The organism is Cocleimonas flava (assembly GCF_004339015.1).
Taxonomy (GTDB): Bacteria; Pseudomonadota; Gammaproteobacteria; order Thiotrichales; family Thiotrichaceae; genus Cocleimonas; species Cocleimonas flava.
Genome location: NZ_SMFQ01000005.1, coordinates 546,013 through 563,075, shown reverse-complemented (window position 1 = coordinate 563,075; position 17,063 = coordinate 546,013). Strand labels below are relative to the sequence as shown.

The window sequence follows — 17,063 nt, the reverse complement described above, 5'->3', positions numbered from 1 at the left end:
TAATTAGAGGGATTACATTTGGTTTCTTATTGGGGGCGACTCACGTTAGTTAAAAGATATTTATGGGGTTCCTTGATAGCTTCAATTTTACCTTTAATCGTTATCGCATATTTGTACGACAGTCACAATTCATCGCTTAATAATCGATTAATCGATGAAAAAATCGAAGGTGAAATTCAGGCGACAGTAGTTAAGATCAATAGCTTTATTGCAACTCAGATCAAACATTTAAATGATCTTGATGATTTACAAGGAATAGATAAGTTATTTTCAGGGACTGAAATAGAGAAAATACCTGAACAACTTTTAGACTTTTTGTACTTTCAAACCAGTGATACTGATATCTATAGCGTTGAGTTTTATGATTTAGCAGGCAATTACAAATGGTCCTTGCCGAAATCAATGGAGAAAAAAGCCCAACTTTTATTTGAAGATGCTTCAATTAATGGGGTAAATATTTCCAAGCCTATTCCACCTTCCTCAGGCAAGCCAGGATGGTTTTATATCTATAAGACAATGGTTCGAAAAGGTAGGTCTATTGGAGTTATTGCGCTAAGAATACGGTTAACGTCATTAACCGAATTAACAACATCTTTATACCGAACAGGTTTGTATGAACCCGTCATTATTACTTCAAACGGCGATAGATTAAATGTGGTTGGCGTTAAGGTAGACAAAAGTAAGCTATTTACCAAACCTTATTCATTTTTGCCCGGTTGGTCGATTGGGCTCAAACAAAACGGTCCGCAAATTTCAAATCCGGGAATCCGCTATTGGTTGCTTTTTCTGGTTATCCTATCTGGTCTTTTTGTGATGTGGCTGTTTTATAACATGTCGCAACGATTGACTCGCATCATAGCACCACTCATTAAAGGTGCAAGAGCCATAGCCAGAGGTGATTTTGGTGTTCGTGTCGATGGTAATATCCCCGGAGAATTAGGCATCTTGGCTCGTTCTTTTAACAATATGAGCGAGCAACTAAGTGCAATGGTAACGTCAAGAGTCGATGTTGAAAGGCGCGCGGCTTTGGGAAACCTTGCTACTGGTATTGCCCATGAAATTCGTAACCCACTGGCAACTATTAGCACAACCGTTCATGGTTTGATTTGTTCTGAAAAAGACCCTGAACGCAAAAATATGCTGGAAGCGATCGATAATGAAATAAATCGTACCGATGCAATTGTTGAAGAGTTCATGAATTATGCGCGGCCTAGAGAGCCAAAGAAAGAGCATGTCGTCATTCGAGATATTTTTAAACATGTTCAGGTTCTGGTTTCTGCAACTGCTTTAGAGGCGGGTGTTGAAATTAGTCTGCTCGGTCAGCGATCCCTTGAGATTCATGTAGATCCTGGGCAAATTCGTCAAATTCTAATGAATATTATTTTGAATGCTTTGAAATCAATGCCTGACGGCGGTCATTTAAGGTTGAAGGCCGTACAAAATAATCGCGTCGCTGAGATTACCGTGACTGATACGGGGCACGGTATAAAAGCGGAAGATCTGGATAAAGTGAAACAACCTTTCTTTACGACCAAGGCAGGTGGTACTGGGCTGGGGTTGGCTATATGTGTTCAGCTCGTTAAAACTAACGATGGTGTGCTTGATATTGACAGTACTGTCGGTGAAGGTACGTCAGTTAAAATCAAATTTCCCGTGACAGAAAATACAGAAAGAAATATAGAAGAGAGTGTCAATTATGATTAGATGTTTGATCATCGATGATGAAGTGCAGCTTGCCAAATCATTGTCATTCACACTGAGGCAATCAAATATAGATTGTGTCGAAGCCTATGATGGTGAATCAGGGCTATCAATGGTCCAATCCGAAAAACCAGATATCATTTTATTAGACCTTAAATTACCTGATATGTCTGGTTTAGAAGTTTTGGAGCAGATGCTAAAAATCAATCCTGATGTTTCTGTCATCATGATTTCAGCGCATGGTCAGACAAAAGATGCAGTAAGTGCAATGAAGCTGGGTGCGGTTGACTACCTATCTAAACCTTTTGATGTGGAAGAGTTGGTTTTATTAATCAACAACACGTTGACGCAAAAGAGATTAAAAAAAGAAGTTTTATATCATCGGAAAAAGTCTACTACTTCGGCTAGTTTAATCGGTGAAAGTCCTATCATGCTTGACCTACTCACGAATCTGGAAATAGTGGCCAAGAGTAAAGCGAAAACAGTGTTGCTGTTTGGAGAAACAGGTGTAGGCAAAACATTAGTCGCTAAAGAAATTCATAATAAGTCAGGCAATAAGGATGCTCCATTTGTTGAAATTAATTGCTCATCTTTACCTGAGCATCTGATTGAAGCAGAGCTATTTGGTGTTGAAAAAGGGGCGTATACAGGTGCCGATTCGAATCGAGCGGGATTAGTTGAAGTTGCTGAAAATGGCACTTTATTCCTGGATGAAATAGGCGAAATGCCGCTATTGTTACAGGCAAAATTATTGACCTTTCTGGAGTCTTGGAAATACCGCTCAGTTGGATCCACTAGGGAAAAAGAAGCGAATATACGAGTGATTGCTGCCACTAACCGGAATTTGCAAGAAAATGTAGATAACGGAACGTTCAGGAAAGATTTGTATTTTCGCTTAAATGTCATCCCTATTGAGATTCCTGCATTACGTCAAAAAAGGGACGATATTTGGCTGTTAACGAGCTTTTTTAATCAAAGCTTATCGAGTCGCGAAGGCTGTAATCCTCTGGTTATGTCCGATGATATTAAAAAGATATTCGAAGAATATGATTGGCCGGGGAATATTAGAGAGTTAAAAAATATTATCGAACGTTTAACAATTTTATACCCCGGCGAAAAAATATTACCCGAGTGGCTGCCGATAGACCGCCAAGATATCAAAAAAACATCACCAGACTCTATTAAAGAAGCGATGGATGATGCTGAGCGTGATTTGGTAAGACGTGCCTTGATAGAGTGTGACGGCAAGAAGGGGCTGGCTGCAGAAAAGCTTGGAGTATCAAGGCATGCTTTAAAACGACGTATACAGAGATTAGGTTTGTAGAATGAAAAGAAAAGTAGCGCATATTTTTTTACTTATCATCTCAGTAACAATACTTGGGATATTCAACCCCGTTTATTCAGCAGAAGCTTCCCCTTTGGATAAAGAGACTGTAAAGGTTGGGTGTATGTTTCCTTTGGCTGGTCCCGGTGGGTTGTATGGCCGAGATAGTCTTATTGCAATTAAAATGGCATTGGCTGACCTTAAAAGCTCTAAAAAATATGACTACCCTGATATCGATGTTTTATTTGGTGATACACGATCAAAGTCACATCGAGCAGTACAGATTGCACGTAACTTTATTAATAAGGACAAGGTTGATTTCCTCTGTGGGGTAGTTAGTTCGCAAATAGCATTGGCTGTGACAGATATTTCACGAGAAAATAAGGTGTTCTTTATCGGTACTGATCATGCTTCTCCTAGTTTGATTAATGAATCGTTACATCCTTATTATTTTAGGGTGAATAACGGCACACGGCAGTCTATGCGAGCCGGTGCTAAATACATTCAAAGCAACTTCAAGACCAAAAAGAAGCTGAAAATAGCATTCATTGGCCCTGATTATGAATATGGCTATCAGGCGTGGGATGATTTGCGCTTTTTTCTAAAAGAGCAGAGGTTTAATTTTGAAGTGGTGGGTGAGTTCTGGCCGAAATTATTTGAAACCGACTATTCTATTTATATCCATGAAATCAATAGAAGTAAGCCCGATATCGTTATCAATGGGCATTGGGGGCAAGACTTTGTTACGTTTATCAAGCAAGCAAAACCATTGGGTTTATTTGATCAATCTCAGGTGATGAACTTTGATACTGGTGGCAATTATGAAACGTTGGCTGAGATGGGAGATGAGATGCCTCTTGGTATCATCTTATCTGCAAGGCATCACGTTAACTGGCCAGAAACAAAAGCAAATCGTGATTTTGTTAATGGTTTTTATGAAAGGGCTGGTCGATTTCCTAGCTACGCTGCGGAAGGTGCTTATGCCGGAATTATTGCTATTGGTGAAGCGTTACGCATTGCTAAAGGCGTTAAAGATAAAAAAGCACTGCAACTTGCGTTGGAAAATTTAGTAGTGAATTTGCCAGAAGACCCAAAGGGGTTCTCTTCAAAAATGGATCCCAAAACTCACCAAATGATGCAAGCGCAAGCTATTGGAAAAACCATTCTGAATAATGATTACGCACCAGCGAAAGTTCTATTAGGGGACTGGTTTGTATTTATGCCCGAATAATTTTGTCCAATATATTTCTTATTTGGAGAGTTTTCTTATATTTCTTTTTACATTTCCTTTTATTTTTTAACTCAATATTTATTTCTCTGGATGACTCAATACATCTAACTACATTGCTGTCTCAAAAAATTGCTTAAAAGACCTATTTTCTTTCGAAGAAAAATAACAAAAAAGGCTGCTCAGATCACGTTTTTCTGAGCGGCCTTTTTTGATTCTAATTTTATTTATTAAATAATCTAAATGAGCGGTATCCGCCAAGTGATCGTTTTTGATCGAGCGCTATCCGATCAAAATAACACGCCATAAAAAACAATATCTATATTAATCAACGACTTATTCTTTTGGCACACTTGTTGCAATCCTAGTTGGCAGCAATAACAGAATATTTTCTTGTTGCTTGGAAATTAAATGATTTTTTTAGGAGGAGTTATGTTTCAAGATAGATTGTTAAAAAAAGGATTGCTTGCCTCAGTGATGGCGTCGGCTTTTGTAGTATCTGCATTCTCATCTTCGGCTGTGGCGGAAGATAAAAAAGAAGTAAAGCTGGGCGTAGTTACATTTTTATCTGGGGGTGCTGCGGGACCTTTTGGTATTCCAGCTCGTAATGCGGCAGAGCTTTTGATTGATGCGATTAATAAAGGGCAATTACCTGGTGCGTATTCATCTGTTGGATTAGCCGGCGCGCAAATAGCTCCGATTTTTGTTGATGAGAACAGTAAACAGAAAGTAGCTGATTATAAAAAATTGGTTCAAAAAGACGAAGTAGATGCAGTTATTGGTTACATCTCTTCTGGTAGTTGTAAAGCTATTGCTCCAGTAGCAGAAGAAGAGAAAAAATTAACAGTGTTCTTCGATTGTGGAACATCGCAAGTTTTCGAAGATATCATCACATCGCCTAAGTATGTTTTTAGAACTTCAGCTCATGCCACTATGGATAATGTTGCTGCGGCAAGATACGTAGTCGATACAGTGAAAGATGTTTCTACCTATTCTGGTATCAATCAAAACTATGCTTTTGGTCAAGATTCATGGAGAGACTTTTCTGGTTCAATGAAGGTCCTTAAAGAGTCAGCTAAATCAGTGAGCGAGCAATTCCCTAAGGTGTTTGCTGGACAATACGGGGCTGAGATTTCAGCATTGTTGACCAAGAAGCCAGATATAGTTCACTCGAGTTTCTGGGGTGGCGATATGGAAGCTCTTGTTATTCAGGGTGGCGGACGTCAGTTGTTTTCACGAAGCAAAGTGGTTTTAACAGGTGGCGAAACCGGTATAGAACGTTTAGGTTCACAAATACCTGATGGCACTATTATTGGAGCACGTGGCCCGAATGGTCCTTTAGCGGAAGATAGCGCATTAAATGATTGGTTTGTAAAAGCATACGTAGATCGTTTTAAATCACTTCCTACTTACCCTTCTTATCACATGGCTCAAGCTATCTTGGGTGTTAAGTCTGCTGCTGATAAAGCAAATTCAACAGATCAAGCAGCTACAATTGAAGCGTTTAAAGGCTTGGAGTTTGAAGTTCCTAGCGGAAAAATTTCTATGAATCTCGCAGGAGGCCATCAGGCAACACAGGGAACAGCGTTTGGTACCTATAAGTTTGATAAAGCATCCGGTAAAGGCACATTAGTTAATATTAAGCGTTATAACGCGGCATGTGTTAATCCTCCAGAAGGTATGAAAAGTCTGGAATGGATTGAATCAGGGTTCAAAGGTGCTGTTTGTAAATAGCATAACTTCCAATAGCTAGTGAGTTTGCCATGAGGCGATCTCACTAGATTTTAATCTGGAGGTTTTGATAAATCTCCTCCAGATTTTTCCTAAATTTGAGGAGGCTATATGTTAACTGCAGTAGCAATATTAATAGATGGGTTAGGCTTCGCCGCATGGTTATTCCTGTCTTCAGTAGGATTAACCCTGATCTACGGTGTGATGCGAATTTTAAATATCGCGCATGGAGGGTTTTATGCGTTAGGTGCTTATTCTTCTGCATGGGCAATTGGCCTGTATATGCAAACAGGGTCGTCCGTAGCATTCACTTACCTGTTGATTCCATTAATGGCGATAGTGGTCGGATTAGTCGCGGGGCTGATAATCGAAAGAGGAATCTTACGGTTTATGTATGGCCGAGATGAAGTGCTCATGGTCTTGGTGACTTATGCCATTTTTTTAATTTTGGAAGATGCAACAAAGTTGATCTGGGGAACTGAATCACTGGTGGCGTATCAGCCGGCATATTATTTAGGGAATATCGAAATTTTTGGTATCCCATACACAGTATACAAATTTGCATTGATTGGATTGGCTGTCTTATGCGGTGCTGTCCTTTGGTGGGGATTAAATAGAACGACAACAGGCAAGTTGTTATTAGTGGTTATTGAAGATAGAGAGGTTAGTAGTGCTTTAGGTATTAACGTTACTTTATTCTTCTCAGCAACATTCGTTATAGGAACAACTTTGGGTGCATTAGGCGGTGCTGTAACTGCTCCGCAGATTTCTGTGGTTCCAGGTATCGGTGCTGAAGTTATTGTAATGGCGTTCGCCGTTATCGTGATTGGCGGTATGGGTAGTATTGGCGGAGCCATTATCGGTGCGATATTTGTTGGTTTTGCTAGAGCAGTATCGGTACATCTATATCCACCAGCAGAACTCTTTTCGATATATCTAGTTATGGCAGCTGTACTGGCAATAAAACCTTATGGTTTATTTTCCTTGGCTCAAGGGAGGAAGATTTAATGATGAATTTAGATAGAACAGAGAAGCTGTTACTTGCAGGAATACCTATTTTAATTTTATTAGGTTTCGTTTTACCTGAATGGGTCGTTAATTATATTCAAGTATCACTAGGTACTGGTCTTGTTGCGTTGGCTGTAATGATTCAAATGCGTGCTGGTCTGGTTAGCTTTGGTCAAGGCCTGTATTTTTGCATTGGTGGTTACGCAGCGGGAATGGCTGGGAAATTCATGGGTGTTTCAGATATTTTCATACTGTTAATTATCGGCATGCTTGTTAGTTTGTTTATGGCTTTTATCGCAGGTTTTTTATTGCGTCGATATAGAGAAATATTTTTTGCAATGCTATCCCTAGCATTATCCATGATCCTCTACGGACTACTTAGTAAGTTGGAAGTCTTAGGTAGTACAGATGGTTTCAATATACCAAGTCCTACTTATTTGGGTTGGGCACCTGAAGGGGATACTGCTAAGCATGCTTTATATATTGCTACTTGTATTCCAGCGCTACTTTGTGCGGCGTTATTGAATCGCTATTTAAGAAGTCCAATGGGTTTTATTGGTGAAGCACTCAGAGAAAATGAAATTCGTCTTGAGTATCTAGGTACATCAGCACATAGAGCAGTTCATATCAAATACATGATTGCTGCCACGGTATCTGGTCTTGGTGGTGTTTTATGGGCTTTAGCTTTGGGTCACGTTGATCCGGAAATGACAAATTGGACGACGTCTGGACAATTTGTATTCATTTCAATTCTAAGTGGTGTAGGCAATATCGTAGCTCCATTATTCGGCACTTTTATTCTTGAAATTGTTCGAGTATATGCGGTCGAAGCATCTCCCAATACCTGGCAGATGATTTTAGGAGTCATCATGTTGTTAACCATTATCTTTTTACCAAAAGGTCTTTGGTCTTTGATACAACGAAAGAAGGCATCAGCAGAGGAGACGACTCAAAAATGAATACTATTCTTGAAACGGTAGATTTAAAGCGAACCTTTGGTGCTGTGGTTGCCGCATCCAATATAAATATTAAAATTGGTGCTGGAGAAGTATTGGGTGTCATTGGCTCAAATGGTGCGGGTAAAACGACCTTTGTCAATATGGTTACGGGGTATCTGGAACCAAGCTCAGGACAAATCCTTTTTCACGGTGAAAGTATTACGGGGAAAAAGACGCGTGATATTACACGCTTAGGTATTTGCAGATCTTTTCAAATACCGCAATTGTTCATGGAATTGACTGTTATCGATAACATTATTATTGCGTTAACAGTGGCTAGAGAAGTAAAGCCTTCAATGTTGAAACCGACTATCAATAAAGAAATTTTTGATGAGGCAATGGATATTCTGCGCAGATTCCAGATTGATCAATATGCAGAAAGCGAGGTAGGAGTTCTTGCGCAAGGTATACGTAAATTGATTGATATTGCTATGGCAACCGTGGGTGACCCTGAGTTGTTATTTTTGGATGAGCCAACCAGTGGTGTCAGTGCCGACGAAAAAATGCAAATTATGGATGTTCTAATCAGCGCACTTAAAAGTACGAAAACAGCAGTATTGTTTATTGAACATGATATGGAAATCATTGAGAAGTTTGCGCCAAGGGTTATCGCTTTTTATGAAGGCACAGTCCTCGCAGATGGTGATGCTGCAGATGTGCTTGAAAACGAAAAAGTACGTGAATTTGTTATCGGAAAAGAATTCCATCGACAAGCTGAAACGGAACAACAGGGAGGGATTGCCTAATGCTTACCGTTAATGATTTAAGTTTATCAATTCAAAAAGTACCGATTCTCGATGGCGTTGCTTTATCGATCGCAGAAGGTGAAACCGTTGGGTTAATTGGACGTAATGGTGCCGGTAAGACGACTTTGATGCGAGCCATTATGGGGTTAATTGATAGAGAGTCAGGCGAATTAATCTTCAAAGGTAGAAAATTACACGCTGAAAAAGCACATGCAAGAGCTGGATTAGGTATCGGTTACTTGCCGGAAGATAGACGACTGGTTCCACATTTTACAGTAGAAGAAAATATTTTAGTGCCATTGTGGGCTTCAAAAAAGACTGCGGACTTATCAAGACTAAAGTGGGTCTATGATCTCATGCCTGAGATTGGGCGCTTTGCTGATCGCAAGGCACTTACATTAAGTGGAGGTCAGCAAAAGTTAGTGGCGCTAGCGAGAGCATTGGTCGTAGGAACAGATCTACTTTTATTAGATGAGCCTTTTGAAGGAGTTGCTCCAGCGTTGGCGCAACACTTAATGGAAGTGATATCGAGCCTTAAAGATGAAAATTTGTCTGTGTTGATCTCAGAATCTGATTACACACATTCTAAAGAAGTCGTCGATAAAGTGTATGTAATTGAACGTGGCTCAATAAATCAGATGGAGAATATCAATGAATAGTTTTACTTTTAATACAACACCTTCAATTCATAATGAGCTAGGAAGCTCTAATAAGATTGGAGAGTTAGTTGGCAAGATGTCCTCGGTTGAAAAAGATGCAGTTATTATGTTTGTAACTGATCCGGGAATAATGGCACTTGGCTTGGCTTCTACAGCATTAGAAAGCTTTGATAAAGCAGGTTTTAAGACCATTCTTTTTGATCAAGTGGAAGCTGATCCAAAAGAAGAAACAGTCTTGAATGCTGTTGATACTGCTAAATCAAATAATGTCTCAGTAGTGATAGGTTTTGGTGGTGGTAGTTCAATGGATGTTGCTAAATTGATTGCGCTATTGGCATGTTCTGAAGAAGAAATTTCTAGTATCTACGGTGTCAATCAGGCTAAAGGATCAAGATTGCCACTAGTGCTAGTGCCGACTACTGCAGGTACAGGCTCAGAAGTAACTGCAGTGTCGATAGTAACTACAGGTGTAGATGAAAAGAAAGGGGTGGTTTCTCCCATTATATTGCCTGACTTAGCATTACTAGATGCTGAGCTCACTATAGGTCTGCCATCTCATATCACAGCAGCAACTGGCATTGATGCAATGGTTCATGCTATTGAAGCTTATATCTCTATGAGTGTGAACAATAACCCTATCTCAAAGATACTTGCGACTAAAGCGCTTGCATTACTATCTTCGAATATCAAAGAAGCTGTTTTCAACGGTACAAATTTAGATGCACGATCAAACATGATGATTGGATCTATGTTAGCTGGCCAAGCATTTGCTAATTCTCCAGTGGCTGCTGTACATGCCCTGGCTTACCCAATCGGTAGCTTGTTTCATGTTCCTCATGGTTTATCAAATGCACTAGTTCTCTGCCAAGTCATGGAATTTAATATCCCTGAATGTGCCGATAAGTATGCTGAGTTAGCACCTTACATATTTCCTGGTATCGATTTGAGTCAATCAGCTGAAGCAATTACTTCAGAACTGATTCAAGGAATACAGGATTTGATTAAAGACCTGGGTCTTGAAACTACGTTAAAAGAAGTAGGTATCAGTGAGAGTGATATTGATAGATTGGCTGAGGATGCATTAAAGCAACAACGCCTATTGGTAAATAATCCACGTGAAGTATTACTACAAGATGCCAAAGATATTTATAAAAAAGCACTATAGCGCTGGTTGATAGTTACTTTTTATTATTCAAAGAGAAGAATTTAGATGATTTCAGAACAATTGATGAACAAGCTAACAGATAAAGATCTGTTAAAACCCGCAGCCTATATCAACGGAGGTTGGGTTTATTCAGATAAAACATTTAATGTAACAAATCCATCTACTATGGAGGTTATTGCAACTTTACCTGAGTTAGATCGTGAAGCAACGCAGAATGCTATTCAAGTAGCTGAGAGCGCACAACGCGCATGGGCTATTAAAACAGGAAAAGAGCGTGCGTTAGTTTTGCGTAAGCTATTTGATCTAATGGTTGCCAATGCTGATGATCTAGCAACGATTTTAACGATGGAGATGGGAAAGCCCCACGCTGAAGCAAGAGGTGAAATCTTATACGGAGCTTCATTTGTTGAGTGGTTTAGTGAAGAAGCCAAACGAATATACGGCGATACAATCCCTGGTCATCAGCAAGATATCAGGATTATTGTAATGAAACAGCCAATTGGGGTTGTTGCGGCAATTACACCTTGGAACTTTCCTAATGCAATGATTGCGCGAAAGATTGCTCCTGCTCTGGCAGTTGGTTGTGCTGTGGTAAGTAAACCGGCTGCTGAAACACCACTGTCTGCTCTTGCTTTGGCTGAATTAGCCGACCGTGCTGGATTACCAGCAGGTGTTTTAAATGTTATCACTAGTACTCAGAGCGCAGAAATCGGAAAAGAGTTTTGTGAAAATGACACTGTACGGAAATTAACATTTACCGGTTCGACTGAAGTAGGTCGAATACTAATGCGTCAATGCTCAGATCAGATTAAAAAAGTAAGCTTAGAGTTAGGAGGTAATGCACCTTTTATTGTCTTTGATGATGCTGATATAGATGCTGCCGTTGATGGCGCAATGATTTCTAAATATAGAAACGCTGGGCAAACCTGCGTATGTGCAAACCGTTTATATGTTCAATCTGGCGTTTATGAAGAGTTTGCTGAAAAACTCGCTAAAAAAGTGGCGGAATTAAAAGTTGGCGATGGCTTTTCTGAAGGGGTTACAACTGGACCTCTAATTGATGAATCTGCATTAACTAAAGTTCAACAGCATATTGATGATGCGGTGAATCAAGGTGCAAAGGTTTTAATTGGTGGAGATCGACCAGAAGGTGAAGGTGCATATTTTAATCCCACTATTCTAACAAACGTCAATAAAACGATGCTCATCGCTAAGGAAGAAACATTTGGCCCAGTTGCTCCATTATTTATTTTTGAGACAGTTGAAGATGTGATTGAGCAAGCGAATGATACAGAATATGGTTTGGCATCTTATTTCTATGCTAACGACTTGAAAAAAGTATGGCGAGTTGTAGAAGCTTTGGAATATGGAATGGTCGGCGTTAACTCTGGATTAATTTCTACTGAAGTAGCTCCTTTCGGAGGTATAAAACAATCAGGTCTTGGTCGTGAAGGATCAAAATACGGAGCTGACGACTACTTAGAGATGAAGTATGTCTGTTTAGGTCAAATGCAATAAATCTTGGTTGTTGATTTCTCTCCCCTTAATGGGATTTTATTTAGCAGTTTCTGTAGGGGATTCTGCTAAATATTTTTAACATTAGATGCCGATATTAAAATGTGAGTCTATATGAGACTCACATTATCAACGTAACATTAAATTATAAAAACAGTATTTACTTTGTATCTCTCAATATCATCATTGAGCCCATCTCACCTATCATCATTGATGGTGCTGATGTATTGCCACTAATTAATTTGGGCATTATCGAGGCATCAATCACGCGTAAATTGTTCATCCCGATGACTTTTAAGGTCTTTGGGTCAACAACTGCCAGCTCGTCAATTCCCATTTTACAAGTACCGACAGGATGATAAACCGTGGTGGTAGTTTGCTTAAGATATTCTAAAATTTCTTCATCGGTTTGTACGTCTTTTCCTGGTGCCATTTCTTTGCCGCGTATTTCATCAAATACAGGTGACGCAAGAACGTCGCGCGCTTTTTTGACTCCTTCTATGAGTACTTTCTGGTCCTGTTCTTTAGCAAAAAAGTTGTAGTCGATAATGACGTTGCGATGAGTACCATCATTGGCTAATTTCACGGTACCTTTGCTTTGCGGTCTCAATACACAAGTGAAGATGGAATAACCATGGCCAAATTCAAAACTTTTGCCTCGGTGACTTCTGTACAGGGGGGTAAAGTGAAATTGTATGTCAGGGTCATCATTGGCTTGCTCGGCGAACTTGGTTTTGGCAAATCCTCCTACCTCCGTGTAATTCGTTGTCCACCAACCCATGCGTTTTAATATGTATTTAAAGGGCGCTGGAATTACATGTGGTAGTAAAGTTCTTAATGAAACACCTATTGAACTGGCGCTGTTTGAGCGAACAGTCACCATGCTATCTATATGATCTTGAAGGTTTTCCCCAACTCCTTTCAAATCTTTTTTACATTCAATACCTAATTCTTTTAATTCATCGGCATTTCCTATACCTGATGCCATTAGTATACGTGGAGAAGAAATAACGCCTGAACTCAAGATTACTTCTTTATTGCATTGAAGAACTTTTGCTTCACCATTTTGTTCGATATTGATACTGGTGACGTTGTCACCCTCAATATTTAAAGATAAAACTTCAGTGTTTGTCATAACCGTTAGGTTTGATCGAGAATCAAGTACTGGTTTTACAAATGCGGTGTAACTGCTGACTCGCTCACCATTTTTTTGCTTTAAATTGAACGTGCCTAAGCCTAATTGAGTTTTCCCGTTAAAGTCAGTATTTTCAGGAAGCCCAATGTGCTCTCCTGCAGATACAAATAGTTGTCCTACTTTGTTGGTATCTTGCGGTTTTACAACAGTAACTTCACCGTCAAAACCATGAAACTCAGGGCTTTGACCGACTTCATTCTTTTCCAGTTTTTTAAAAACAGGAAGAACATCATCATAAGACCAACCTTCGCAGCCAAGTTGCTCCCAGGTGTCATAGTCTTTGCGATTCCCTCGAATATAAACCATATTGTTTATCGAAGTTGAGCCACCCAAACCTTTACCACGATTGACTGTAATCACACGATTATTCAGGTGTTTTTGTGGTGCGCCTTCGTACTTAAAGTCATGGTTTTTATTGTTATAGCTAATAAAAACGCCGGCAGGAATTGATACCCAAGGTTGTTTATTGCTACCGCCTGCTTCTATTAAACAGACTGTAACGTTAGGATTAGCACTCAAACGATTGGCTACTACGCATCCCGATGCTCCGGCGCCAACAATTATGTAATCAAATGACTTCATTATCTTTTCTCTTGAAAATTTACTTTAAATTTCTAAACAGTTTAGTGACACCAAACATTGCTTCTAGACTTTCAATACGATCACGACTGCTATCCCAGCTTTGGTTTTGAATCTGCGCCAATAACGATTCGACGATGAAGGTAATAGCTATCGTGGAATCTAAACTGGATGGCACTTCAACGAGGGACTTGAAACAATATTCTGCATGCTTCTCAATGGGTGAGCCCCATTGATCAGTAAATAAAATTATCGTACATCCTCTCTCTTTGACTAAATGAGCAAGTTTTTGCAGGTCTTTTTCGTATCGTCTTATGTCGAAAATAATCAGTATGGAACTCTCGTCCATATCTAGAATATATTGTGGCCAAACATTAGATGACTCGCTTAACAGCGTAACTTTAGGTCTAATTATCTGTAAATGATTATAAAAATAATCTGCGTTCGAACGCGTTATTCTACCTCCGACTAAAAATATTCTTCTTGAGGAATCTCCTAAAATCTCTGCAACGGAATCAAATGCATTTTGGTCTAATCGATCTAATGTATGGCGTAAATTAGCGGCAACAGCATCTGCAAATTGATGTGAAATATGCTTATTTGAAGATTCAGTAATCCACGAATCATGCTTTGAAACAGGTTTTTTTATTTGTGCCGCTACTTCCTCTCTCAGTGCCTCCTGCATTTTAGAAAAACCATCAAACCCCAGTTTTTTCGCCAGTCTTACTACCGTAGGTGTGGAAACTTTGGCTATTGATGCCAAGGAAGTAATCGATTGCATTCCAGCTACCGGGTAATCAGTGAGTAAAATACTGGCTACTTGACGTTCTGAATGCGTTAATTCATCCATGCAATCACTCAAAATGTCTTTAACAATACCTGTGCCTGATTTCATAAATACCTTCCTCAAAGAATGTGTATATTTCTTATGGAAGAGACTTTATCAGAAATAATATTGACAGTGTTAAAATAAATGTACAGAATTGTACATAATGGAAAATCATAATACATCGATTAATTTATTTGCTGATCAAGGCGTTGAAGCGGCTAAATTAATTAACCCTGATGGCAAAGCTCCGATCGTTTTGATCTGTGAGCACGCTTCTAATTTTATCCCACCGTTTTTAAATGACCTGGGTTTAAATCAAGAGGGTCTGGTGTCACATGCAGCATGGGATATTGGTGCTTATGAAATGGCCTGTGAAGTTAGTGAACTGCTTGATGCGCCCTTGATAGCAGCGAATGTATCAAGACTTGTTTATGATTGTAATCGAGCACCTGAGTCAGGCATTGGTATACCTAGTAAAAGCGAAGTTATCGACGTTCCCGGTAATAAAAACTTAAGTGAAGCCGAAATAGATGATCGGGTTAAGCATGTTTACGAACCCTTTCATAAGTTGATAAATCAGACAATTAACAATCCTGATCGCTTGTCACTTTCAGCGCAGCATGCTTCTCCAGCAATCATCACATTACATAGTTTCACACCGGTTTTTTTTGGTGAGGTGCGTTCTGTAGAGTTAGGAATACTGCATGATAAAGATGATCGCCTAGCGAAGCTGATGATGCGAGAAGTGAAGAATAGAACTCAATTAAAGGCAGAATTTAACGCTCCTTATGATGTTAGTGACAATGTCATGCATACAATAAATAAACATGCTCAAGATAAAAACTTCATGAATGTGATGATAGAAATCAAGAATGATTTGCTTTCCAATTCATCAGATATTAACGCTATTGCTGTAGATTTAAGCACTTCCATTTACGAAGCTTTAGCAAATGCATAGACGTCTAGCGCTAATTTTTAGGGCTAATATACAAAAGGTGAAAAGATAAAAATGACTGAAACCAAACAACTTACCTTTGAGACTTTAAAGTCTGACGTAAATGATGGAAGTATCGATACTGTTCTGGTTTGCCTTGTTGATATGCAAGGACGCCTGATGGGAAAAAGATTCCATGCTCAAAGTTTTGTTGAGAGTGCCTACCAGGAAACTCACTGTTGTACTTATCTGCTGGCAACAGATTTAGAAATGGAAACTCCTGATGGTTATGCCTCTACAAGTTGGGAAGCAGGCTATGGGGATTATGTCATGAAGCCTGACTTATCTACTTTACGTTATGTGCCATGGCTTGAAGGGACTGCAATGGTTTTGTGTGATGTGATTGATCATAGTACCCATAAACCAGTGCCTCACTCACCAAGAGAAATGCTTAAAGGTCAAATAGCAAAATTAGCAAGTCTTGGTTATACGGCATATATGGCAACAGAATTAGAGTTCTTTTTATTCAAAGAAAGCTTTGAAGAACTAGCGAATAGCAACTACAAGCAAATGACGCCTATTGGTGCTTATAACGAAGATTACCATATCTTTCAAACCACCAAAGAAGAAGGCGTCATGCGCCCGCTGAGAAACCATTTATACGAAATGGGTATTCCGGTAGAAGGGTCAAAAGGTGAAGCTGAAGCGGGTCAGGAAGAATTAAATATAAAATATGATGAAGCTCTCGCATGCGCTGATCACCATACCATCGCAAAACATGCGACTAAAGAAATTGCCTGGCAACAAGGGCATGCAGTGACCTTTTTACCAAAATGGGACCATACACGTATTGGCAGTTCGTCGCATGTGCATCAATCTTTGTGGAAGGATGGAAACTCGGTTTTCTTTGATGAAAAATGCGAATTAGGTAAATCCGAAATTATGGATAGTTACATTGCAGGTTTGATAGCCTACGCAATGGATTACACCTATTTTATGGCGCCTTATGTCAATAGTTATAAACGATTTGCCAAAGGTAGCTTTGCTCCTACAAAAATTGTTTGGTCTGTAGATAACCGAACAGCAGCCTTCAGGTTATGTGGGGCAGGAAGTTCAGCAATTAGAGTTGAGTGTAGAGTGCCCGGGTCTGATATGAACCCTTATTTAGCGCAATCAGCAATGTTAGCTGCGGGTATAAAAGGCATTGAGGAAAAGATGAAACTTCCACCAGAATTCACTGGCAATGTTTATAAGGATTCAGAAGCTGAGTCAATCCCAGGCAATTTATATAAAGCCATAGAGACCTTGAGGGCATCGAATATGCTTAAAGAAGCCTTTGGTGAGGAAGTCGTTAAACATTACGTAAGATGTGGCGAAGTAGAAATAGAAGAATTTGAAAAAGTTGTCACTGACTGGGAAGTTAAACGTGGCTTTGAGAGAGTATAAAAATA

The 17,063-nt window shown here is 39.4% G+C and carries 14 protein-coding genes; 12 read left to right on the top strand and 2 right to left on the bottom strand.

Annotation, left to right across the window (positions count from 1 at the left end; genetic code table 11):
- Positions 1-72: 72 nt before the first annotated feature.
- From EV695_RS19035 to EV695_RS18990, 10 genes are all read left to right on the top strand, one after another.
- Positions 73-1,704 (top strand): ATP-binding protein, encoded by a 1,632-nt coding sequence (locus EV695_RS19035; protein WP_131907591.1) that lies wholly within the window; start codon positions 73-75, stop codon positions 1,702-1,704.
- Complete coding sequence (locus tag EV695_RS19030; RefSeq protein ID WP_131907590.1) at positions 1,697-3,025, top strand: sigma-54-dependent transcriptional regulator; 1,329 nt, start codon at positions 1,697-1,699, stop codon at positions 3,023-3,025. The genes EV695_RS19035 and EV695_RS19030 overlap by 8 nt, the downstream gene beginning before the upstream one ends.
- A 1-nt stretch (position 3,026) precedes the next feature.
- The gene (locus EV695_RS19025) at positions 3,027-4,256 is read left to right on the top strand and encodes an ABC transporter substrate-binding protein (RefSeq protein ID WP_131907589.1); all 1,230 of its coding nucleotides are present in this window, start codon (positions 3,027-3,029) and stop codon (positions 4,254-4,256) included.
- 429 nt (positions 4,257-4,685) lie between these two features.
- Positions 4,686-5,987: an ABC transporter substrate-binding protein gene (locus tag EV695_RS19020; protein ID WP_131907588.1), complete on the top strand. Its 1,302-nt coding sequence runs from the start codon at positions 4,686-4,688 to the stop codon at positions 5,985-5,987.
- A gap of 108 nt (positions 5,988-6,095) precedes the next feature.
- Positions 6,096-6,992, top strand: a complete 897-nt coding sequence (locus EV695_RS19015; RefSeq protein ID WP_131907587.1) for a branched-chain amino acid ABC transporter permease — start codon at positions 6,096-6,098, stop codon at positions 6,990-6,992.
- A complete protein-coding gene (locus EV695_RS19010) occupies positions 6,992-7,951 on the top strand; it encodes a branched-chain amino acid ABC transporter permease (RefSeq protein ID WP_207907157.1) in 960 nt (319 codons plus the stop codon). The genes EV695_RS19015 and EV695_RS19010 overlap by 1 nt, the downstream gene beginning before the upstream one ends.
- Positions 7,948-8,736 (top strand): ABC transporter ATP-binding protein, encoded by a 789-nt coding sequence (locus EV695_RS19005; protein WP_131907586.1) that lies wholly within the window; start codon positions 7,948-7,950, stop codon positions 8,734-8,736. Before EV695_RS19010 ends, EV695_RS19005 begins: the two co-directional genes overlap by 4 nt.
- Complete coding sequence (locus EV695_RS19000) at positions 8,736-9,395, top strand: ABC transporter ATP-binding protein (protein WP_131907585.1); 660 nt, start codon at positions 8,736-8,738, stop codon at positions 9,393-9,395. Before EV695_RS19005 ends, EV695_RS19000 begins: the two co-directional genes overlap by 1 nt.
- Positions 9,388-10,560 (top strand): iron-containing alcohol dehydrogenase, encoded by a 1,173-nt coding sequence (locus EV695_RS18995; protein WP_131907584.1) that lies wholly within the window; start codon positions 9,388-9,390, stop codon positions 10,558-10,560. The genes EV695_RS19000 and EV695_RS18995 overlap by 8 nt, the downstream gene beginning before the upstream one ends.
- 45 nt (positions 10,561-10,605) lie before the next feature.
- Positions 10,606-12,078, top strand: coding sequence for an NAD-dependent succinate-semialdehyde dehydrogenase (locus tag EV695_RS18990; protein ID WP_131907583.1), 1,473 nt, complete (start codon positions 10,606-10,608; stop codon positions 12,076-12,078).
- Between the two features lie 157 nt (positions 12,079-12,235).
- Here the strand turns inward: EV695_RS18990 and EV695_RS18985 are convergent, their stop codons facing one another.
- Positions 12,236-13,852, bottom strand: a complete 1,617-nt coding sequence (locus tag EV695_RS18985; RefSeq protein ID WP_131907582.1) for a GMC family oxidoreductase — start codon at positions 13,850-13,852, stop codon at positions 12,236-12,238.
- A 19-nt stretch (positions 13,853-13,871) separates the two neighbouring features.
- A complete protein-coding gene (locus EV695_RS18980) occupies positions 13,872-14,744 on the bottom strand; it encodes a MurR/RpiR family transcriptional regulator (RefSeq protein ID WP_131907581.1) in 873 nt (290 codons plus the stop codon).
- 97 nt (positions 14,745-14,841) lie between these two features.
- On the opposite strand from EV695_RS18980, the gene EV695_RS18975 reads away from it, so the two are divergent.
- Entirely contained in the window at positions 14,842-15,636 is a 795-nt protein-coding gene (locus tag EV695_RS18975) for an N-formylglutamate amidohydrolase (RefSeq protein WP_131907580.1), read from the top strand.
- A gap of 51 nt (positions 15,637-15,687) precedes the next feature.
- Positions 15,688-17,058, top strand: a complete 1,371-nt coding sequence (locus EV695_RS18970; RefSeq protein WP_131907579.1) for a glutamine synthetase family protein — start codon at positions 15,688-15,690, stop codon at positions 17,056-17,058.
- Positions 17,059-17,063 lie beyond the last annotated feature (5 nt).